Here is a 19,326-nt window from a genome sequence, read left to right as displayed (position 1 = left end):
TTTTCAGATGATCCTGTTTTCATGGCAGGACTGATGCATTCAATCCTCACCAAAGCACGGGGCTCGCCAGAATGCGGCACCCAAAGAGCACGAACGCCGCGAAAAGCCTGAGTAAAACGGCGGTTCAAACAGCGCTGGCGCCCTAACCGGCGCCAAGCATGCCCAGCGAAGCCGGGGTGGTCAAGTTCGAAGCTTTGCGGCATCTTGGCCAGCTAACTAATAAGAGAGCCATCATGCGCAGCCAAGCCTTGCGTGCCGACGCCCTGATGCTGGTCACCGCAGTGATCTGGGGCTCGGCCTTCGTCGCACAAACCTCCGGAATGAACCATATCGGCCCCTTCCTTTATTCCGGCCTGCGTTTCGCCCTTGGATCGCTGTGCCTGCTACCACTGGTGCTGCGCCGCCCGGCCGGTGACCGGCCGTCCGAACCCATGCTCACCCAAGGCCTGCTGCTGGGGGGCGTGCTCATGGGCCTGGCGCTCGCCCTGGGGATCAACCTGCAACAAGTCGGGTTGATGTTCACCAGCGTCACCAATGCCGGATTCATCACCGGCCTGTATGTCATTGTAGTGCCGCTGCTGGGCTTGCTGATCGGCCACCGAACCGGGCTGGGTACCTGGCTTGGCGCGGTACTGGCCGTGGTGGGCATGTTCCTGTTGAGTGTCGGCGCCAATTTCCATGTCGCGCCGGGCGACTGGCTGCAACTGATCGGCGCCTTCGTCTGGGGCGGCCATGTAATCCTGGTGGGCCTCTTTGCCAGCCGTCACGATCCGATTCGCCTGGCCTTCCTGCAATTCGCCACCTGCTCGGTGGTGAGCCTGGCCCTTGCCTTGTGCCTGGAACCCATCGACTGGCCTGCCATAGTCGACGCCGGGCCGGCCATTCTTTATGGCGGCGTGGTTGCCGTCGGCATCGGCTACACCCTGCAGGTGATCGCCCAGAAAGACGCCATCGCTTCCCATGCGGCGATCATCCTGTCCCTGGAAGCGGTGTTCGCAGCCATTGCCGGAGCCTGGCTGCTGGATGAATCACTGCAAATGCGCGGCTACATCGGCTGCGCCCTGATGCTTACGGGAATGCTGGTGGCACAACTCTGGCCCCAGGCCCCACGACTAAACGCCGGAGCTAGACAAAAGGCTTGAGCCGGGCATGGACTTCGTCATCCGGATCGATCGCCTTCTGGAATTTCGCCGACAGGTAATGGGTGCTGAACACATCGAGGTAGGCATCCAGTACCTGGCTGACCTGGTCGTCCCCGGCCAGCTCCAGGCATAACGCCGCCACCTCCGCCGTACAAAAGTGATCGTCACGCTTGGAGCGGCGCAGCTTGTAACGTGAAAGCCGCTCGGACGAAAGACTCAGCACCGGCAGATGCTCCAGGTACGGGCTCTTGCGGAACATCTTGCGAGCTTCGCTCCAGGTGGCATCCAGCAGGATGAACAGCGGACGCTTGCCCTCCTGGCGCCGGACCTCGGTAACCACCCGCTCCGGTGCCACGAACTCCCCCGGAAACACGATATACGGCTGCCATTGCGGATCGGCCAGCAGCGCCAGCAACTGTGGATCCACCTCGGTGCGCGACCAGTGAAACGCCGAAGTATCGGCAACCACGTCGGCGATCAGCCAGCCGGTATTGCTCGGCTTGAGCGGCTCGACATCGTGCATCACCAGGCACATGGCCGAGTCGGCCGTGACCTTGGGGCGCCAGGCACACAGGCAATGGCTGGGGATCACCCGGCAACGCGGGCAGCGTTCAGCCCGGGAACCACGGGCGACAAAAGGCTTGAGCACGCGAGCCATACGCTGGTCGCGTAGACGGGAAACCGCATGGCTCATCACTGGCCACACCGGCAAGAGGGGGGAATCGACACGAAAATGACTCGAAGGGGAAAAGTCGCGCAAGTTTATCAGAGCTCTCCATGCAAACCTGTACCGCCTTCCCGACTCTGCACCTATAATCCGACGCCACTGAACGCACAGTCGAGTGACTGGTCGAAGCATCAGTCACTGCACCAGGAGAGTTTCATGTTGCGCTTTACCATTCCTACCGTCGCCCTTCTGCTGGCCCTGCCCCTGGGTGCCCAGGCGGCGTCGCTGCAAGAATTCGAACTGAGCAAGATGCTGGAGAAGGTCGCAGAGGAGAGCAACATCGGCACTCCCCGGGAAATCAACGAGAACATCCTCGACCAGGGTTACACCGTTGACGGCAAGGAACTGATCAACCACTTGAGCGTCCAGGCTGCCCACGCTGCACAAATGCGCGCCAACCCCAAGGCCGTCTATCTGCAACTGGGGGCCAGCGTCTGCCGCAACCCCAACTATCGCAAGCTGATGGCCAAGGGAGCGGTCATGCGCTACGAGTTCACCGAAAACCGGACCAACCGCCCTGTGGCCTCCGCGCGCTTCCAGGAATCGGACTGCCCAGCGCAAGGCGCCTCAAAGAAGAAATGATCAATCGTGGGTTGCGCGCCGCTGTTGATCGTCAGCGCGCAACTCCGCTACCAGAGCCTGTAAGTAAGGCGAAGGTCGTTCCTCTCCCGCCAAACGGCGGCGACACTCCTCCTCCAGGCTCAATCCATGGGCCACCGCGGCTTCCTGTAACTGCTGGTAGAGTTGCTGATCAATATCCAGCGTGACCGTGGTCATCCATTGCCTCCATGCCCCTGGCCGATGCCGACGAAACCACGCAAACCTCGTCCTGGACTCGCTTCCAGGTCATGCGCTACCACTTAGTAAATCAGAGCTTGCAAGTGCTGCCGCCCCTCCTGATAAGCGGCGCGCACAGCTGAAAAATCAGCAAGAAGCGGTTGCCAGCCAAGACTTCATGGGCACATGATCGAGCCATGTCCAGAGATTCCCGATGATTGCCCACGGCGGTTCAGGAGGCCGCCAACCGCGTCTTGCAGTGCGAGTTTTTTCTCAAATAAAGGAAAGCAGGACCTCTGAGGACGAGCCGGCCACGCCCCACAATCGCCAGTCGTGACCGGATCGAAGAACTGCCCAGGCCGCCAAGCCAGGCAGGCAGCGACACAGGCAGTGTCGTGGCGCGCTGGTACATGCCGGGCGTGCATCAGGTTCTGCGCAGAAGGAGAAGCTGAATGCCCTACCAAACGAACGACCTGCTGGCCCGCCACTTTCAAAGCAATGGCATCGATCTCACAAGCCAGGTCGAAGAACAACTTACCCTGATCGCCCCCAACAGTCCGAACATCCCTCTTTATCGCGATATGGTCCTTACCGTCCTGCGCATGGCCGAGGAGGACCTCAACCGCTGGAACGCCAAGATCACCTTGCAGGCCCTGCGGGAACTGGAGCATGCCTTCAGGGTGCTCGAGCAATTCAAGGGCCGGCGCAAGGTAACGGTGTTCGGCTCGGCCCGCACTCCCAGCGAGCATCCGCTATATGCCATGGCCAGGGAACTGGGGGCAGCCCTGGCTCGCTCGGACCTGATGGTCATTACCGGAGCCGGCGGCGGCATCATGGCCGCGGCCCACGATGGCGCCGGACTGGAGCACAGCCTGGGCTTCAACATCACCCTGCCCTTCGAACAACACGCCAACCCAACCGTTGGCGGTACCGAAAACTTGCTGTCGTTCCACTTCTTCTTCACTCGCAAGCTGTTCTTCGTCAAGGAAGCCGACGCCCTGGTCCTATGCCCCGGCGGCTTCGGCACCCTCGATGAAGCACTCGAAGTGCTGACCCTGATCCAAACCGGCAAGAGCCCGCTGGTACCCGTGGTGTTGCTGGACACTCCCGGTGGGCAGTTCTGGCAAGGTGCCCTGGATTTCATCCATAACCAACTGGAAGCCAATCGCTATATCCTGCCCAGCGACATGAAGTTGATGCGCCTGGTGCACAGCACCGAAGAAGCGGTGCAGGAAATCCAGCAGTTCTATGCCAACTTCCACTCCAGTCGCTGGCTCAAGCAGCAATTCGTCATCCGCATGAACCACAACCTCAATGAGCAGGCGTTGCAGAGGATGCACGAGGAATTCGCCGACCTGTGCCTGAGCGGCCAGTTCCACCAGCATGCCTACAGCACCGAAGAGCAGGACGACGTGCAATTCAGCCATCTGGCGCGGCTGTCGTTCGCTTTCAATGCCCGAGACAATGGCCGCCTGCGCGAGCTAATCGACTTCATCAACCTGCCGGAAAACTGGTCCAGGCAACAAGCCAGGGCCGCACCACGAGAAAGGGAAACCAGCAAGGCCAACTGAGCAACAGCATCGCCCGCCGCTTCATGCGGCGGGCAGCGTCTCAATCATCCAGGCCGCGACGGCTAAACACGCGATTGATCATTTCCATGGGGTATCCACGGTATGCCAGGAAACGCCCTTGCCGGGCACGCTCCCGAGCATCGGCTGGTAGCTGCCCGGCGAACTTGCGCTGCCAGACATCCCGTAGTTGCTCTTGCCAGTCGATTCCGCACTCACGCAAGGCAAGTTCGATATCACTGCGTTGCAAACCACGCTGGCCAAGCTCTTCACGGATGCGCATAGGCCCGTAGCCCGAACGGGCACGGTAGGAAATGAAGCTTTCGAGATAGCGGGATTCGGACAACAAACCCTCTTCCGTCAAGCGGTCGAGGGCGGTGTCGATCATTTCAGGAGAGGCGCCGCGCTGACGCAACTTGCGCGTCAGCTCGACTCGACCATGCTCGCGTCGCGCGAGCAGGTCCATTGCAGCTCGCCGCACCGCGACGAGGGTATCGAGTACGGCGATCATCGGCTCAATCAGAAGTCAGCGTCAGCCATATCGTCTTCGGTTTCTTTGACCGGAGCAGACTTGGTATCTGGAGAACCGCTCAACAGCTTGTCGCGGATCTGCTTCTCGAGGGCATTACCGATCTCAGGGTTATCCTGCAGGAACTTGGCCGAATTGGCCTTGCCCTGGCCGATCTTGTTGCCCTGGTAGCTGTACCAGGCTCCGGATTTCTCCAGGAAGCCATGTAGCACACCCAGGTCGATGATCTCGCCGTTGAGGTAGATGCCCTTGCCGTAGAGGATCTGGAACTCGGCCTGACGGAAAGGTGGAGCTACCTTGTTCTTGACGATCTTGACCCGAGTCTCGCTGCCCACCACCTCGTCGCCTTCCTTCACCGCGCCGGTACGGCGGATGTCGAGACGAACGGAAGCGTAGAACTTCAGGGCGTTACCACCGGTGGTGGTTTCCGGGCTACCGAACATCACGCCGATCTTCATACGGATCTGGTTGATGAAGATAACCAGGCAGTTAGCGTTCTTGATGTTACCGGTGATCTTGCGCAGCGCCTGGGACATCAGGCGGGCTTGCAGGCCCACGTGCATGTCGCCCATCTCGCCTTCGATCTCGGCCTTGGGTACCAGGGCTGCCACGGAGTCGACGATGATCACGTCAACTGCGTTGGAACGCACCAGCATGTCGGTGATTTCCAGGGCCTGCTCGCCGGTATCCGGCTGGGAAACCAGCAGGTCGTCGACATTGACACCCAGCTTGCCAGCGTACTCTGGGTCCAGGGCATGCTCGGCATCGACGAACGCGCAGGTAGCGCCGGCTTTCTGTGCCTGAGCGATGACCGACAGGGTCAGGGTAGTCTTACCGGACGACTCAGGACCGTAGATTTCAACGATACGGCCTTTTGGCAGGCCGCCAATGCCCAGAGCGATGTCCAGACCCAGAGAGCCAGTGGAAATAGCCGGGATCGCCTGGCGGTCATGATCGCCCATACGCATTACGGCACCCTTGCCGAATTGACGTTCGATCTGACCCAGGGCCGCAGCCAAGGCTTTCTTCTTGTTGTCGTCCATTAAAGTCCTCACGTAATCAATAAGGCCTGACGGCCAACACCTGTATAAGTAGCCAGTATTATTCCACAGCGTTCGCAGATCGCCTACCCCTGATTTGCGATTTCTGCCGCCGCATGTTGCAGCAGCCCCTCTAGGGCGGCCTTCACCGTTTGTCGGCGGACCTCATCGCGGTTGCCGGGGAAGTGCCGGCACTCGGTCACCAGCCGCTCGCCCACGCCCCAGGCCAGCCATACGGTGCCCACCGGCTTTTGCGGCGAACCGCCATCCGGTCCGGCGATGCCACTGACCGCCACGGCGAAACGCGCATGGCTGCGAGCCTGGGCGCCACGGACCATGGCCTCCACCACTTCGCGGCTGACCGCCCCCACTGACTCGAAAAGCCCCGTGGGCACTCCCAATTGCTCGGTTTTCTGGCGATTGGAATAGGTCACGTAGCCGGCCTCGAACCAGGCCGAACTGCCCGGCACCCGGGTGATGGCCTCGGCGATCCCGCCGCCCGTACAAGACTCCGCCGTACTGACGTGGGCATTGAGAACCTGCAGGCGACGGCCAAGTTCCGCGGCAAGCTGGGTGATTTCTTTCACGTTGATCTCCTGATGAGGCGGGCATGTGCCTAACCTACACCAGGCCCCATGGCTTGCAAGTGACACGCCGTCCCAGGAGCAGCGAGCCCGGCCCGGCAAAGAGCTCGCACGTCGGGTCAACCGGCACGACACTACACTTGGACTATCAAAGGAGCTGCTCGCTGGACTAGCCCTGCCGGATCAAGACATTCACGGGAGAAGATCGTAGGTCAGCATGGCGCTGGAGTTTGAATTGACCGGAGCCCACCACACTCCCTGGCCTGCAGGAATGAGCACTTCATAGGGCAAGGTGTGGGCGCCAAGAGGGTTGGAGAAGAACGCGGGCGTCGCATTCAATGAATAACCCGTTGGCTTGACGCTACTGCAATAAAGCGTTCCACCATTGACAGAACAGGTCCGGATGACTGCACCAGAAACATTCTGGGCAGGTTCGATAAAAGTATGCAGAGAATCGCCATAACCTTTGTGATTGATGAATTTAGTGCCGACTCGAATGGGTTCCATAGGTCATGTTCCTGAAGTTGTTTGATGAAAAAGCGGCGAATGCCACATGGATCGCTCGAGGCTCCAGGCCTTCACAGCATCCGGTGTCTGGCCTCGAAGACATCGGATCCGGAGCGAACAGCGCTCACCTTCTCAGGCTCGCCACAGTACCTACACTGCGTTCAGCGCCACTTTCAACGAAGCCAGGGTATTGGTGACCTGGTAGTTGTTGGTGTCCGAGCCCTGGTAGATCACCCGGTAGTTGCCCTGGTCGATCACCTTGGAAACGCTGCCTACGGAGACCAGCGCCGCCTGGCCGTTCACCGCGGTAACCGAAATGTATTTCTCAGCCATGTTTGTTTCTCCTTGCGATTTGAATGTCTCCCCGGACACCCTTGTCCGGGAAGTTTTTGCACCCGGCCAGCCGTGCGGCAGATCACCGCCCTGCCGGTCGTTGATGATGCAAAACAATGCCCGGGCAGGTCGAAGGCCGTCCCGCCCCTGGCGTCAGCCCAGCAAATCCCACGACAGCCCCAGGCCACCAGTGGGAGCCGCGCCAGCCTGGAAGCTGCCGCTACTGGCCCAGATACCGTGTCCTGCGGGAATCAGCAGCGGATAGGGCAAGAACACCTGGGATTGCTCGCCGGCACGCCCCGGGTTGTTGCTGCAAAAGACAATGCGAGTGTCGATATCGCCCGGGCTCGAAGGTGCCTTGGGCGAGGCATAGAGGTTCACATAGCCGTTGCCGGCGGCGGCGTTGGCGTAGCGAATGCACAGGCCGTCGGTGTTCTCCGAGGGGGCGACCAATTGCACCACGCTCCCATTGGGGTACAGCGCACGAAAGTGTTTACCGATTTTTGCAGCTTCCACAGTTTCACCTATTGAGTTCAATGATCTGGCGCGCTGGATTGCGCAGCCATGTCGCTCGATGGCGATCGCCCGAGGTTCAAGCCCTTCACATGATTCAAGGTGCCGCAACGCGAACACTTGATCTGGAGCTCCGTGAACTCGCCCACCCGGGCGAGCAGTCGTTTGCAACTACCGCATCTGCACTCTTTGAGCATCTTGCAATTCCTTTGATTTCAACCGCCCAGTCCACCAGGTCCGAGCTACGAGCCACCTAGGCGCCAATGCAACTGGCATGCACCAGGCAGCGATAGCTCTGCTCGTGGCTGCCGCTGGCCGTCACCTTGTCGATCGACCAGCGCCCCTGCATGAACCCCGGCCAGCTTGAATCCAGCAGCAGCAAGCCTTCGGCCGCCAGGGCGGGATTGCCCGGGCAGTCGATGTTGACCTTGCGCGCCGCCCGCTCCAGCTTGCGTATCTCGCCTTCCGCCGCTGCCCGCGCCTCGGCCTCGCTCTGATACCGCTGGCGCAAGGTCTTGAACGGCTTGATCCCCAGGCTCACCCGTCGCTCCTGGCCTGCGGCGCCATCCCACCAGGCAGTGATGCAACCGCTGTACTTCATCCGTGCTTCCTCATCGAGTGAGGCGGTGATGAAGGCCCGGTCCCCCGGTCGGTTGTCACGGGTCACGCTCAGCGTCACATCTTCCAGCGGCTTGCCCGAGAGGGACTTGACCTGGCCGCTGCGGGCCAGCACATAGAGCCCGTTGATCGGCTTGGTGACCGCGTCGTAGCGCCGAGCCAGGCGCGTCAGGAAGCCCATGTCGGTCTCGTTGGACTGGTCGATGTGCTCGATCACCTTGCCTTCGAGCTCCGGAGCCACCCGGGGCGAAAAACCATGGCGGCTGACCAGTTGGCGAAACAATGCGCCCAGGGTTGTTGGCCCATGACTGGCACTGCGACGCTGGCGGAAACCACTCTCATCGGCCGCGCCAAAGGGCGCGGCAGTGGCCACCAGCTTCAAGCGCATGGGGAACAGCAACGGGGTGCGCTGGTTCACCACGAACAAGCCCTTGTCCACCAACCCGGTTTCCCGATAGCCGACCCGCAAGCCGATCTTCCCGCCCAGGCTCGGCAGGCCCTCCAGGCCCTCGATGTCCAGGGTCAGCTTGAGCTGGTCGGACTCGATGCCCGCGGCATCCACATGCTGCCAATCCAGCAAGCGCTGCATGATCAGCTCCGAGTTGGCGCCGTAGATCTCCACCACGGGTGTAAATCCAAGTGTCATGTGGCCTCCTCAATCCCAGGCCGAAACCGGCGCCAGCGCCCGCGGCCGCGCTTCCACTTCCGGCAGCAGCACCCAGACTCCGGCCGGCAGCACCGGCCCCAACTCCGCGAGCCCGGGATTGAGGCGCCAGAACGCCTCCTCGACCTCGTCGTCGCTGCGGGCCAATTCGCGGTACAGCAACAGGTTCGCCGAATCGCCGGCGATGCTTCGAGCCCTACGCATTGGCGAACTCCTCCAGATCCAGCACCCAATCGATCAGCATCGCCGTACCGTCGTCGATGACCGAACTCTGGGTTTCGGTGACGCTCTTGATCACCCAGCGCCCCCAATTGCGCCCCACGCCGTCGATCAACGGCAGCGGCACGCGGCGGGCCTGCAAGGCACGCAACTCGTCGAGGCGCGCCATGGCCACGCCGTACATGGCCTTGCCGGTGATCTTCAAGGTTTCCAGGGCCTGCCCGCCCTGGTTGGTCCGGGGTTTGCTCACCAGGATGTTCAGGGGCTTCCAGCCCCCATCGGTGGTACGCACCAGGGAGTCATAGGCAAAGCTGCGGGACAGGCCGAAGATGAAATCTCCCAATGCCATTTGTTGTTTCATCACGCCACTCCATCGGTCAACGCCGCGCCACGCCGCACGGCCAGTGAATCGCCCGCCAGCGGCAGCCACTGCGCCTGCAGTTGCTGCACCACCCGGTCGGCCAGTTGCTGGGCACTGGCCTGGTCCTGGCCGTGGATATGCACCACCGGGGCAAAGTTGATCTGCCGGTTCTCCGCCTGCGCCGCCGCCAGGTTCTGGCTGACCGCCGCCGGCGCGGCCAGGCGGTCCGCCTGACGCCCAAGCTTGTCACCGAGCCAGGTACCGGTCTCGCCACCGGCCAGGCCGCCCAGGGCACCACCCAACAGGCCACCGATGGCAGTACCGACACCCGGGAAGATCAGCGTGCCGATCGCCGCTCCGGCGCTGGCCCCGGCATACGTGCCTGCCAGGCCACCGCCGACCGAACCCACGGCGGCGCCGACCTTGCCGGAGTCACCCTCGCGCCAGCCTTGTACCAGGTCGACTCCAGCCTCGATCAGGCTCAAGGGCCGGAACAACTTGCCCATCAGCCGGCCCCCGCCCCCTCCTGGAAGTCGCGGGGCGTTGCCGGACAAACGCCGGCCCACCGTGGAACCCACTCGCTCAGCGGCCAGGCGCGCCATGGCCGCCGCTCGGGTGGCCAACCCGGACATCGCTGTTCCCAACCGCGATGACAGCTGGCCGGCGCCGGCAGCCACCCTGGCAGAAGCCTGTCGGGTCATCGCGGCCAGCCGCGTCCCGAGGCCAGACACCGCCGCGCCCAGCCCCCTGCCCGCCGCTTGCACGGCGGCCGCGCTCCTGCCAGCCAGGTTCGACACCGTGCCGGCCAACCGCGATGACAGCTGCCCGGCGCCGGCAGCCACCCTGGCAGAGGCCTGCCGGGTCATCGCGGCCAGCCGGGTCCCGAGGCCAGACACCGTCGCGCCCAGCCCCCTGCCCGCCGCTTGCACGGCGGCCGCGCTCCTGCCGGCCAGGTTCGCAACCGTGCCCGCCATGCGCGAGAACACCGGGCCCAGCCGTGAGCGAATACCACCGCCACCCGCCCCTCCCGCCGGAGGTTGGGGCCCGCGAGGCTTCTTGCCCAACGAGAACAGGTCACGGACATCGGTGTAGAGGCCCTTGAGCTTCACCAGCGCCGAAACCGCAGCCACCGAGACCGCCAAGGCAGCGGCCACATGAGGGAACATCTGCGCCAGCTCGCCGAACTTCTGCAGCACCGCCCCAGCGCCGGTCAACGAACTGCCATAGTCGGCCAGCACCGCCGAACCCACGGAGCTCTTGAAGCCATCAACCTGGGCATCGAGGCGGTTCCACTGGGCCTGGGGCGTTTGCGCGGCCTCCTGGGCAGCCTTGGCCACCGCCCCCTGGCCATCCCGCAGCGAGCTGGCGTACTGCGGCTTGTCCGCCACCAGGGCAAAGGCCTGGGCCAGCCCGTCCAGGCGTGGCAACAGCGCCTGCAACGCACCATTGTCGGCGAACAGCTGCGCGGCGATGGCGCCCTGGCGTTCGGCCGGTCGTGCCTGCAACGCCGCGAGCACCGCCTGGATCGTCTGCGGTGCCTGGGTTTGCATATCGCGAGCCACGGCTCGTGGATCGAGCTTGAGCTCACGCCAGGCCGCAAGCTGGTCCGGCGAGGCCTTGTCACCCTGGACCAGGGCCTGGCTGAACTGGGCCAATGCCACTCCGGCGCTGGCCTGGTCAGCCCCCGACTTGAGCAAGGCGGCCAGCAGCGCGGCCGCTTGTTCCGGGGTCATGCCCGCGGCCACGGCATTGCCGCCATAACGGCCGAGGATCGAACCGATGTCCGCCGCCGAGACCTTGAGCCCGCTGCCCAGGTGCTGGGTGGCATCGGCCAGGTCCAGGCGTTGACCTCGGTCGAGTTGCATCGCACTGCGCCAGCCCAACAGCAAGTCCCCCGCCTGCTTGACCTTCAACTCCAGGCCGGAGCCGACCAGCGCCGCATCCCGGGCAAAGTCCAGCACCTGCTGCGGCTGGTATTGGGCCGAAGCGCCCGAACCCTCGACGCCGACCCCGGCCTTGGCCGCCGCCAGCCCGACTCGTGCCAGGTCAGTGGCGGTGGCGCCGGTGGGGGCCACCAGGGGTTCGTTGGCCAGCTTGATATGCTGCTCCACCATCTGCCGCTGCTGCTCGGCAGTCAGCGGCAGCACCCGCTTGAGCTCCACCATCGCGGTATCCAGGCCGATGGCCGGCTTGAGATGGCTCAGGGGCTTGTTGTCCAGCACCGAGGCCTTGGCTGGCTGCGTCGCAGCAGGTGCGGCCAGGACCTGGCGGTCATTGAGGGTCATCAGCAACGAACGCTGGGAGACCAGCACGCCCCTTAGGGATTCGACCACCGCCAGCAGTCGTTCCTGCCCACGAACCAGTTGCCTGAGCCCGCCGCCAAGGGCGCCATCGCGCTCCGGCAAAGGGGCCGACCACTGCAACGTCGCTGCAACATCGGCGGACAATCCGCCAGCCTGCTGCACCGCGGCGAACCTCAGGGAAAAGTTACCTTGTGCCATCGCACGCTACTCCTTGTTCAGGCCCAGGCGGGTCATCGCTATGTCGTAGCGACGCATTGCCTTGCCGGCGTCCCACTCCAGGATCTCGGCCTCGGTCACCGAGTAGATCAGCGGCACCACATCGAGGATCACTTCGATGTCGCGCTGCGAAAGAAGTCCGCCGGTTTGTTTAAAAAATCGTCGATGCGCACCTGCAACTGGGTCCAGTCCGGCACGGTCAGCATGGCCAGGTCCGGGATCATCAGACCGGTGCAATGGGCAGTGATGAACTCGGCCCGTTCCTTGGGCGTCGCGAGTTTCTTCATCACCTTGGTCGCGCGCAGCGCTGGCATTTCCAGGGTCAGCGAGGTCCGGCCCTGGCCGGCCAGGTCCAGCGGCAACAGCAGCGGTACCTGGTCCGGGTCGGCCTGCTCGCCCTGCTCCAGAAAGTAAGAAGTCGGACGGGTCGACATATCGTGTACGTACTGGGCAATGCTCACGTAGTCCGGACGCTTGAGCTGGTCCAGCTCCTTGTCGGACAGCCCCGTGGCGAGCTTGGCCAGGGCGAAGAACTGATCGTCTTCATCATCCCCGGCACGGGCCAGGGCGTCTTTTTGCGCAGCGTAGAACAAAGGTTTGAGCGCGATCCGCTCAAGGGTGCTGCCATCGTCGCCGGTAATCGGCGCCAGCAGCACATGGACCGGAGGTGTCCAGGACATGAGATCAATTCCTTGGAAAAACAAAAACGCCGCCGACGGCAAGTCGGGCAGGACCCGGCAGGCACCGGCGGCATGGAAGGGCAATGCCGGTCAGTTGGGGAACTTGCAGGAGCGAGGCTGGCCCGCGATGGACTCAAGGGAACAGGGTTTATCCACTGGCTTTAACGCCCCTCGCGAGCAATCGAGCGTCGACCGGCTGCTCCTACAGGGGATCACCGCGCTTGACTGACCGGCATTGGCAAGGAAGGGTCGCGCCTTTTAGGGCAGCAACACCGCACGCCGCGCCGCGCCGAGGATGTCGACCCCGTTGAGCATGAACTTCTGGGTGCGCACATCGACGTCGATCACCGGCACGCCGTTTTCCAGGCGGTTGTAGGTACGGCAGCTCAAGTCCAGGGTGGTCTTGGGCTGGTCGCCCATCTTCAGCGGGGCCTCTTCCAGCGACTTCAGCTTGCCGCCCACGGTGTGGTAGACGAAGTAGGTGTTGCCGTCCTGGTCCTGCCCGGCTTCCCGGACGTTGAGCAGGATGTCGTCACCCACGCTGACGCCCAGGGCCAGCATGACTTCCGGACCTGCGCCTTGCAGCACCAGCTTGGCCCCCAGGACCTTGCCGCCCTTGGCCATTTCCTCGCCGATGAAACGCCCGCCACGCATTTCCTGCATCTCGAACTCGATCTTCGGTGGCGTGAACTCCTCCACCGTCGCCGACAGCGGCAGGCCTTGCAGGGTGGCCGCGATGGCCTGTCTGACTCGGTTGGTAAACATTAGAGAACGTCCTCCAGGAACTGCTCGATGATTTCATCGCGGGCATTGAGTTGATAAATCATGTGCTCGTTCGGCGCGTAGCGGCCGTAGTCGATGACCACGTACCAGGTGCCGTTCTTGTACTTCTCGACGCTGTTGAGCTCGGGGTGCAGGTAGACCTTGCCGCCCGGGATGGTCTCGTCGGCCACCAGGGTTTGCAGCCAGTCGTTGATGCGCTTGACCTCCTGGTCCATGAACGACTTGGTCAGGTTCTTGGCCATGGCCTTCTGCCCGGCCTTGACCAGCTTGCGGCTGATGGCGTCCTCCAGGCCGACGTAGCTGATGAACTTGCCGGTGATGGAGCGGTTGCCCAGCAGCGAGAAGCCGCCCAGCACGGTGCGTGCGTAGTAGCTGATGCCGTAGCGGTTGAGCAGGTCGCCCTCGGTGGAGGTGTCGAGGATGTTGTATTCCACGCTGCGCGAAACATCTTCGGCGAAGGTCACCTGGTTACCCGGGCTCTCCCACTGCTTGACCTTGGCCAGGGCCGCGATGGCCAGGCTCGACGGGGCCAGGAACACATTGGCCTTGGCCGCCTTGGAGTACACCGCCGGCAGGTTGTGCACCACCAGGCAACGGTCGAAGCCCAGGTCGGCGCCGCCCAGTTCCTTGCTGTACGCCACCTGGTCGGCCACCGAGGCATCCTTGCCATCGAGGACCACCCGCGCCTTGATGCGCTTGCCGAACGCGGCGAACTCACCGGCCACCGCCTTGCTGCCGGTGAAGCCCGGGGCGCCGATGATGGTCAGGTCCTCGGGCACGCTGCTCAGGGCCGCCAGGCCCAGCTTGCGCCCGGTCACCGCCTCGTCGCCGCCGATCACGTTGTTCAGGGTGTCGGCCGGGGTCGCGCCCTCGTCGACGATCACCACGTAGACCGGCACCTTGACCACCTTGAGGATCTGCAGCACCGCCTGGAACAGCGTGCCGGCCTCGGCGCCGGTGGGGTCCAGCAACGCCTGGGTGCTGAAGTTGCTGATGCGGATCGGCGTGTTCTTGGCCAGCGAGGCATGGGCGTTGGGCGCGGTGCCCACCAGGCCGATGACGTTGTCGCCCAGGCCACCCATGGCCTCGGGGGATTCGCTGGCATTGACGGTAATGCCGTTGTGCTCGAAGTTCAAAACCTCAGCCATGGTCAGTCAGCCTTCTTGGTCGCGGCCTTGGCGGCCTTGGTGGATGGGGTCTGCGCCGCGAGGACGCTGGTCAGCTCCAGGCGCCCGGCACTGCGCAGCGCGCTGGCCTGGACATCGAGCAGGTCGAGTTCTTCGCCGACGCTCGACCAGTGCCCACCACCGGTGGGGAATGGCACGAGCACGGTGTATTTCTGGCGGATAGCCATATGCATGTTTCTCCAGAGACAAAAACGCAAAAACCCCGGGACGGGGCTTTGTTCAGGCGTAAAAAAACCGCTTGCGCGGCGGAAGAGTTACTTGAGGAATTCCGGCTTGGCCGGCCAGGCGACCGCATCCGGATCGCTGCCCTGCTCGGGAATATCCCGCAGCCCCTGGCGGTAGGCGGCGAACGCCGGACGATTGGCTTCGCCCATGGGGTAGTCGGGCATGGCGGCATAGTCACTGGCGGCCAGGTCTTCATCGCGCGCCTTGCGAATCATTTCCCACTTGATGATCGGATGCAGCTCGGCAGGTACAAAGGTAGGTTTCATGGTGTTGTTCCTTAGCTAATGGCCAGCATGGTGCCCCAGTCACCGGGCTCGGTGACCACGCCGGTGCAAGCACCGGCCAGCATGATTTCAACCAACCCGACGGACGAGGTACGTACCGGGTGCAAGTGGTAATACGCTCCGAACTGTCCAGACGGAGACATCACGGTCGAACACCAGCGCCACTTTCCTTTCTCCCAACCGTGGCTCCAGGCACCACTGAGCGAGCCTTCGACTACGCGCACGAATGCCCCCAAAGTCAGATAGGAGTTCAAGGGCACTGCCGCACCACCGTTGGCCAGCGTCTGGTCACTGGCATAGGGAAAGGCAAGCCAGGGACTGATATCAGTCTGGGTCCATTTCATCTGCCAGACGTTGATCGCCCCACGCCAATACTCCGTCGCGCGGATATCAAAGTTGGGATACTGCTCCCGGACATCGGCCTGCACCTTCAACATGAACTCGACATCGGCTACCGCTCGGCCCATGGTCTGGGAGACAGGAGAGATCGTCCTAAGCTTGGTCGAGGTGACCAGTTCATGGGTCCCCCAGCCGTCAATGGCCGTCCCTGCGGCATTGGGCATCAACGTGAAGTTCTTGGTGACAGCCAGGCGTGGCAGTCGATTCTTCAGATCCGCAAGTTGCGAGTCATATTGCTGGCGAGAGTTGGCAATGGCCTGGTCGATCTCGCCGACCTTGCCCGTGACGGTATTGGTCAAGTTGTTCGCCGCGTTTACCACCGCGGCCAGTTGCTGTTCTGTACTCAAAGTCCTAACTCCTTAGATTGCGTTGCGACTGTTCACAACGGCGTTGCCCATTCAGCACCAGTGACTGAACCACTTCACTGGCACCTGCAAGCCTGATTCAAGGCCCGTCAGACGGTCCTTTTTTCCAGGGCTCGCAGGCGAAACAGCACGTCGAGGCCCCGGTTCATATGGTCGATGCTGGCCGCCGAGAGCGTGGCCAGCTCATCTGCCAGCAAGATGTTGAGATTCTCGCTCCCGACCACCACGGTCACGCTCTGGGCCGGCAACGGCGAGATATCCAGGGTGAATTTCTGCAGCACCCGGGCAGCGGCGGCCTTGTACGTCAGCAGCTTGCCGGCCACCGAATACACCGCCAGCAACGTACCGCTGGCCAGGTAGAAACCGAACTCGCCAATCTCGTATTCGTCCGCGCCATCGAACAGCGCCGCCATCCGTAGCTGGTTCGAACCCAGGTCCTCGTAATCCACGATTGCCACCCGTTGCCGCTCATCGCGAAGGCTGGTTTGCGAACCGCTCGGATCGTAGCGACCGGTACCGGCGCCGATGTGGGTGATCTGCCCTTTCAAGCCTTGGTTCTTGGCCGCCAGCACTTCCTCCAGACCGGCGGAAGTGAAGCGAACCAAGCGCGTAATGTCTTCTGTCATAGCTGCGCCCTGAGGTCGTAGTCGTTGATGGTGTAGTGCTGGGCAACCCCAGCATTGTTGAGTCGGGCATCGAGCCCGAATTCAGGCAGCACGCCGGCCAGGTACAGCTCGCCATCGCTCAATGGCGTACCGGCCCCAGCGCCCACGCCCAAAGCCCCATGCAGGCGGACCCGGGGCAATGCCCCCGGGTGGCTGTCGTCGCCGATGCTCAGGCCCGGCTCGGCGGCCGCGGCCACGCCCAGGCCGGCGGCGGTCTGATGGACCACAGTGATGGTGCCTTCGTCGCGCTCGCTCCTGGCGGCGTTGATGCGCCGTATCAAGCGGTTGTGATCGCCACTGGACCAGTCCCGCACGATGACGGCCTGCACATCGAAGGTGTAGGGGTGTGCCTGGGGCCGTTGTTCGTACCAGGCGGCGATATTGGGCTTGAAGCCCAGGGACTCGACCGCGTGGCTCAAGGCCTTGTGGGTCCCGGCCTGGCGCTGGATCTGCCAGGACAACGCCACGGTCAGGCGCTTTTCGGTTTCACCGGCTCCGGCATCCCACTCGTTGACCCCACGGTCTGCAGCCAGGTAAGGCAGGAACTGCGCCGGGGTACGGGCCGGGTCCATCAACTGGGGAAACGGCGGTGCCACACGCTCCAGCAACCGGGCAAATCCCAGGTCGAGAGCCTTTTCCAGTGCCGAGCTGTTGCTCGGCAGCAAGCTCGAAGGTGCACTGTCTTCGTTCATAGAGTCCGCACCTCCACTTCAACCCCCAGGCAATAAGGCGCCTGGAATGCACTGGTGACTATGGGCTGCAAGGGTTCGAGGATTTCCAGCTGCACCGCGCCAGCCTTGTGCAAGGTGAAATCGATCCAGCTCGGGTCGACCCGCCCCTCCAGGCGGTGACAGCTGTCGGCGTAGGCCTGGAGCTGTTGCTGTGTCGCGACCTTGGTCAATCCGGAATCGGGTCCCGGATTGATCTTGGCCACCACGCGAATCCGGTAGGGCAAGATTTGCGCTGCCTGGACGGTGACCCGATCCGTTTCCGGCTTCACATCCGGGCGGGCGAAGTGCCTGCGCACGCCATCAAGCAATTCTGCCGATGGCATGCCATCCCTGGAGCGTGACAGCACCGTCACCATCACCTCCCCCGGCGCCGTGCGCCGGGCGTTGCCATCCTTGACCTGGGCGGCGAAGCCATCCGGGTCGAAGGTGTAGGTGACCGTCACTACCCCAGCGTCGCCGGAGTCGACCTTGACCACCGGCCGCTCCCCCAGGGTGAAGATCTCCCGTCGATACTGCATCCGCGAACCGGCCGCTGGCGCATGGGGCGCGAGGTAGTAGCGCAGCCGGGCATCGTCGTCGCTTTCGTATACCGGCGGCACCGGCGGAAAGGCCTGGTCGTCGCCCGGCACCAGCAGCTGGCGCTCCAGGCCCATGTCGGCCAGGCGCGCGTCCAGGTTGCTGCCGGTGGCCCACCACGCCAGCATCTGGCGGATCCGCGCGTTGTACTTGCGTTCGTGGGTCTGCAAGCGCACACAGAAGGCCTCCAAGGCCATGGTCAGCAGTTCGCTTTCGTTGTCCAGGCTGGTGCGCAACTTGGCCGCCTGCTCCGGGGAGCGGGCAGCCACATAGTCAAGGACGAAGGCCTTGAACTCGGCCAGCAACGGCTCGAACTCGTCGACCTTGACGATCTCCGGTTCTTCGAGCTGGTTCTGCCCGGGAATCAGCATGCTCATGTCACCACCTCGAAGGATTGCCGGCGGTTGTTCCAGGTCCCGGCGAAGCGCAGCAGCAAGCCCGCGCCCTGGCGACTGGCGACGATGACCTCGGGCTCGAAGTCGGCGATGCCGTTGGTCTTGTTGTAGAACGCCTCGGCGGCGTGGCTCTGGGCCAGGACCAGCAGGTCATCACCGAGATTGCGCCCCAGCAACTGGGGAATCAGCGAACCGTACAGCGGCCGCTTCTGCCGGGTGCCCAAAGGGGTGGTCAGCGCTCGGGTGGCACGCTGGACGAATTGCAGCCAGTCATCGACCGCTGCCCCGGTGTGTCTATCAACGCCGATCATGGCGAACTCCTTATGCGGTACTGATGACTCGGCCCTGGTGCTCCACCAGCGGGCCGCGCAAGTGCACACCTCCGGCGTCCAGCCGCAGGCCGCTGGCGCCCAGGCTCAGGTCCACGGCATCGGCAGTCATCACCAGGCGGGCATTGCCCAGGCTCAACTCCAGCGCTTCACGGCTGCCGCTGAATGCCGCCGGGCCGTTGCTCCAGTTCAGGGTGTGGCTGGTGTCGTCGTAGCTGCTCTGGCTGCCGTCGCGGTATTGCCGACGGGTCAGGCCGGCGACCGTGGCGGCCGGGGGAAAGCGCTGGCTGTTGAGGCCGAACAAAGCCACCGACTGGCCCCCGCCCTCCCCCGCGCCGTGGTTGAGCAACAGGCATTGCTCGCCCACCGAAGGAATGCGCGACTCGCTCTGCTCCCCGGCGCTGGGGTTGAAGAAACGGATGGCCGGGGTCAGCAGGTCGCCATGACTGACCCGGCAGGTATTGCTGGCGGCGTCCACCGAATGGCAAACGCCGATCCGGCAGAAACTCTCGGCACGCCGATGCAGGTCGTCCAGCTCGGTTTCCATCTCGGCCAGGCGCTCGATGATCGGGGCCAGTTGCACCCTAAGGAAGGCATCGAACATGG

28 protein-coding genes are annotated in these 19,326 nt (G+C 63.3%); 3 read left to right on the top strand and 25 right to left on the bottom strand.

Annotation, left to right across the window (positions count from 1 at the left end; all coding sequences use genetic code 11):
* Positions 1-233 precede the first annotated feature (233 nt).
* Complete coding sequence (locus GDH07_RS04780) at positions 234-1,142, top strand: DMT family transporter (protein WP_152896800.1); 909 nt, start codon at positions 234-236, stop codon at positions 1,140-1,142.
* On the opposite strand, the gene GDH07_RS04775 is transcribed toward GDH07_RS04780, so the two are convergent.
* A complete protein-coding gene (locus GDH07_RS04775) occupies positions 1,126-1,836 on the bottom strand; it encodes a tRNA-uridine aminocarboxypropyltransferase (RefSeq protein ID WP_152896799.1) in 711 nt (236 codons plus the stop codon). The two genes, GDH07_RS04780 and GDH07_RS04775, sit on opposite strands and share 17 nt — an antisense overlap.
* A gap of 189 nt (positions 1,837-2,025) precedes the next feature.
* Between GDH07_RS04775 and GDH07_RS04770 the strand changes: the two genes are divergently transcribed.
* The gene (locus tag GDH07_RS04770) at positions 2,026-2,451 is read left to right on the top strand and encodes a quorum-sensing-regulated virulence factor family protein (RefSeq protein WP_152896798.1); all 426 of its coding nucleotides are present in this window, start codon (positions 2,026-2,028) and stop codon (positions 2,449-2,451) included.
* Here GDH07_RS04770 and GDH07_RS04765 read toward each other — a convergent pair whose 3' ends face one another.
* Positions 2,452-2,646, bottom strand: coding sequence for a hypothetical protein (locus GDH07_RS04765; RefSeq protein WP_152896797.1), 195 nt, complete (start codon positions 2,644-2,646; stop codon positions 2,452-2,454).
* Between the two features lie 452 nt (positions 2,647-3,098).
* Between GDH07_RS04765 and GDH07_RS04760 the strand changes: the two genes are divergently transcribed.
* The gene (locus tag GDH07_RS04760) at positions 3,099-4,217 is read left to right on the top strand and encodes an LOG family protein (RefSeq protein ID WP_053135603.1); all 1,119 of its coding nucleotides are present in this window, start codon (positions 3,099-3,101) and stop codon (positions 4,215-4,217) included.
* A 40-nt stretch (positions 4,218-4,257) separates the two neighbouring features.
* On the opposite strand, the gene recX is transcribed toward GDH07_RS04760, so the two are convergent.
* From recX to GDH07_RS04650, 23 genes are all read right to left on the bottom strand, one after another.
* The gene (gene recX, locus GDH07_RS04755) at positions 4,258-4,725 is read right to left on the bottom strand and encodes a recombination regulator RecX (RefSeq protein WP_022642650.1); all 468 of its coding nucleotides are present in this window, start codon (positions 4,723-4,725) and stop codon (positions 4,258-4,260) included.
* An 8-nt stretch (positions 4,726-4,733) separates the two neighbouring features.
* Positions 4,734-5,786: a recombinase RecA gene (gene recA / locus GDH07_RS04750; protein ID WP_053135606.1), complete on the bottom strand. Its 1,053-nt coding sequence runs from the start codon at positions 5,784-5,786 to the stop codon at positions 4,734-4,736.
* An 83-nt stretch (positions 5,787-5,869) separates the two neighbouring features.
* Positions 5,870-6,370, bottom strand: a complete 501-nt coding sequence (locus GDH07_RS04745) for a CinA family protein (protein ID WP_053135608.1) — start codon at positions 6,368-6,370, stop codon at positions 5,870-5,872.
* A 189-nt stretch (positions 6,371-6,559) separates the two neighbouring features.
* Positions 6,560-6,874, bottom strand: a complete 315-nt coding sequence (locus GDH07_RS04740; RefSeq protein ID WP_152896796.1) for a hypothetical protein — start codon at positions 6,872-6,874, stop codon at positions 6,560-6,562.
* Positions 6,875-7,024: 150 nt separating this feature from the next.
* Positions 7,025-7,207 (bottom strand): hypothetical protein, encoded by a 183-nt coding sequence (locus tag GDH07_RS04735; RefSeq protein ID WP_022642646.1) that lies wholly within the window; start codon positions 7,205-7,207, stop codon positions 7,025-7,027.
* A 153-nt stretch (positions 7,208-7,360) separates the two neighbouring features.
* Positions 7,361-7,723, bottom strand: coding sequence for a hypothetical protein (locus GDH07_RS04730; protein WP_176719837.1), 363 nt, complete (start codon positions 7,721-7,723; stop codon positions 7,361-7,363).
* Between the two features lie 17 nt (positions 7,724-7,740).
* On the bottom strand, positions 7,741-7,917 hold the full coding sequence (locus GDH07_RS04725) for a Com family DNA-binding transcriptional regulator (RefSeq protein ID WP_083236101.1): 177 nt from the start codon (positions 7,915-7,917) through the stop codon (positions 7,741-7,743).
* Positions 7,918-7,973: 56 nt separating this feature from the next.
* Positions 7,974-8,984, bottom strand: coding sequence for a contractile injection system protein, VgrG/Pvc8 family (locus tag GDH07_RS04720; RefSeq protein WP_152896794.1), 1,011 nt, complete (start codon positions 8,982-8,984; stop codon positions 7,974-7,976).
* Between the two features lie 9 nt (positions 8,985-8,993).
* Positions 8,994-9,206 (bottom strand): tail protein X, encoded by a 213-nt coding sequence (locus tag GDH07_RS04715; RefSeq protein WP_022642643.1) that lies wholly within the window; start codon positions 9,204-9,206, stop codon positions 8,994-8,996.
* Complete coding sequence (locus GDH07_RS04710) at positions 9,199-9,582, bottom strand: phage tail protein (RefSeq protein WP_152896793.1); 384 nt, start codon at positions 9,580-9,582, stop codon at positions 9,199-9,201. Before GDH07_RS04710 ends, GDH07_RS04715 begins: the two co-directional genes overlap by 8 nt.
* Positions 9,582-12,083, bottom strand: coding sequence for a phage tail tape measure protein (locus GDH07_RS04705; protein ID WP_152896792.1), 2,502 nt, complete (start codon positions 12,081-12,083; stop codon positions 9,582-9,584). The genes GDH07_RS04710 and GDH07_RS04705 overlap by 1 nt, the downstream gene beginning before the upstream one ends.
* Positions 12,084-12,089: 6 nt before the next feature.
* Positions 12,090-12,215: a hypothetical protein gene (locus GDH07_RS32635; protein ID WP_022642640.1), complete on the bottom strand. Its 126-nt coding sequence runs from the start codon at positions 12,213-12,215 to the stop codon at positions 12,090-12,092.
* Entirely contained in the window at positions 12,212-12,781 is a 570-nt protein-coding gene (locus GDH07_RS04700) for a phage tail assembly protein (protein WP_152896791.1), read from the bottom strand. Before GDH07_RS04700 ends, GDH07_RS32635 begins: the two co-directional genes overlap by 4 nt.
* 258 nt (positions 12,782-13,039) lie before the next feature.
* Positions 13,040-13,546: a phage major tail tube protein gene (locus tag GDH07_RS04695; protein ID WP_022642637.1), complete on the bottom strand. Its 507-nt coding sequence runs from the start codon at positions 13,544-13,546 to the stop codon at positions 13,040-13,042.
* A complete protein-coding gene (locus tag GDH07_RS04690; RefSeq protein WP_022642636.1) occupies positions 13,546-14,712 on the bottom strand; it encodes a phage tail sheath protein in 1,167 nt (388 codons plus the stop codon). The genes GDH07_RS04695 and GDH07_RS04690 overlap by 1 nt, the downstream gene beginning before the upstream one ends.
* Before the next feature lie 2 nt (positions 14,713-14,714).
* Complete coding sequence (locus GDH07_RS04685) at positions 14,715-14,918, bottom strand: hypothetical protein (protein WP_022642635.1); 204 nt, start codon at positions 14,916-14,918, stop codon at positions 14,715-14,717.
* An 87-nt stretch (positions 14,919-15,005) separates the two neighbouring features.
* Positions 15,006-15,242 carry a tail fiber assembly protein gene (locus tag GDH07_RS04680; RefSeq protein ID WP_053135617.1) on the bottom strand — a complete coding sequence of 79 codons (237 nt, stop codon included), beginning with the start codon at positions 15,240-15,242 and terminating at the stop codon, positions 15,006-15,008.
* Between the two features lie 11 nt (positions 15,243-15,253).
* Positions 15,254-16,006, bottom strand: coding sequence for a hypothetical protein (locus GDH07_RS04675; RefSeq protein WP_152896790.1), 753 nt, complete (start codon positions 16,004-16,006; stop codon positions 15,254-15,256).
* A gap of 107 nt (positions 16,007-16,113) precedes the next feature.
* A complete protein-coding gene (locus GDH07_RS04670) occupies positions 16,114-16,650 on the bottom strand; it encodes a phage tail protein (protein ID WP_068580518.1) in 537 nt (178 codons plus the stop codon).
* Positions 16,647-17,381: a phage tail protein I gene (locus GDH07_RS04665; RefSeq protein WP_152896789.1), complete on the bottom strand. Its 735-nt coding sequence runs from the start codon at positions 17,379-17,381 to the stop codon at positions 16,647-16,649. The genes GDH07_RS04670 and GDH07_RS04665 overlap by 4 nt, the downstream gene beginning before the upstream one ends.
* Positions 17,378-18,373, bottom strand: coding sequence for a baseplate J/gp47 family protein (locus GDH07_RS04660; RefSeq protein ID WP_152896788.1), 996 nt, complete (start codon positions 18,371-18,373; stop codon positions 17,378-17,380). Before GDH07_RS04660 ends, GDH07_RS04665 begins: the two co-directional genes overlap by 4 nt.
* The gene (locus GDH07_RS04655; protein WP_152896787.1) at positions 18,370-18,702 is read right to left on the bottom strand and encodes a phage baseplate protein; all 333 of its coding nucleotides are present in this window, start codon (positions 18,700-18,702) and stop codon (positions 18,370-18,372) included. Before GDH07_RS04655 ends, GDH07_RS04660 begins: the two co-directional genes overlap by 4 nt.
* Positions 18,703-18,712: 10 nt before the next feature.
* Positions 18,713-19,324 carry a phage baseplate assembly protein V gene (locus tag GDH07_RS04650; protein ID WP_053135637.1) on the bottom strand — a complete coding sequence of 204 codons (612 nt, stop codon included), beginning with the start codon at positions 19,322-19,324 and terminating at the stop codon, positions 18,713-18,715.
* Between the last annotated feature and the right edge of the window lie 2 nt (positions 19,325-19,326).

The organism is Pseudomonas piscis (assembly GCF_009380155.1).
Lineage (GTDB): Bacteria > Pseudomonadota > Gammaproteobacteria > Pseudomonadales > Pseudomonadaceae > Aquipseudomonas > Aquipseudomonas piscis.
The sequence above is the reverse complement of the archived record's forward strand: the minus strand, read 5'-3'. Positions and strand labels throughout refer to the sequence as shown.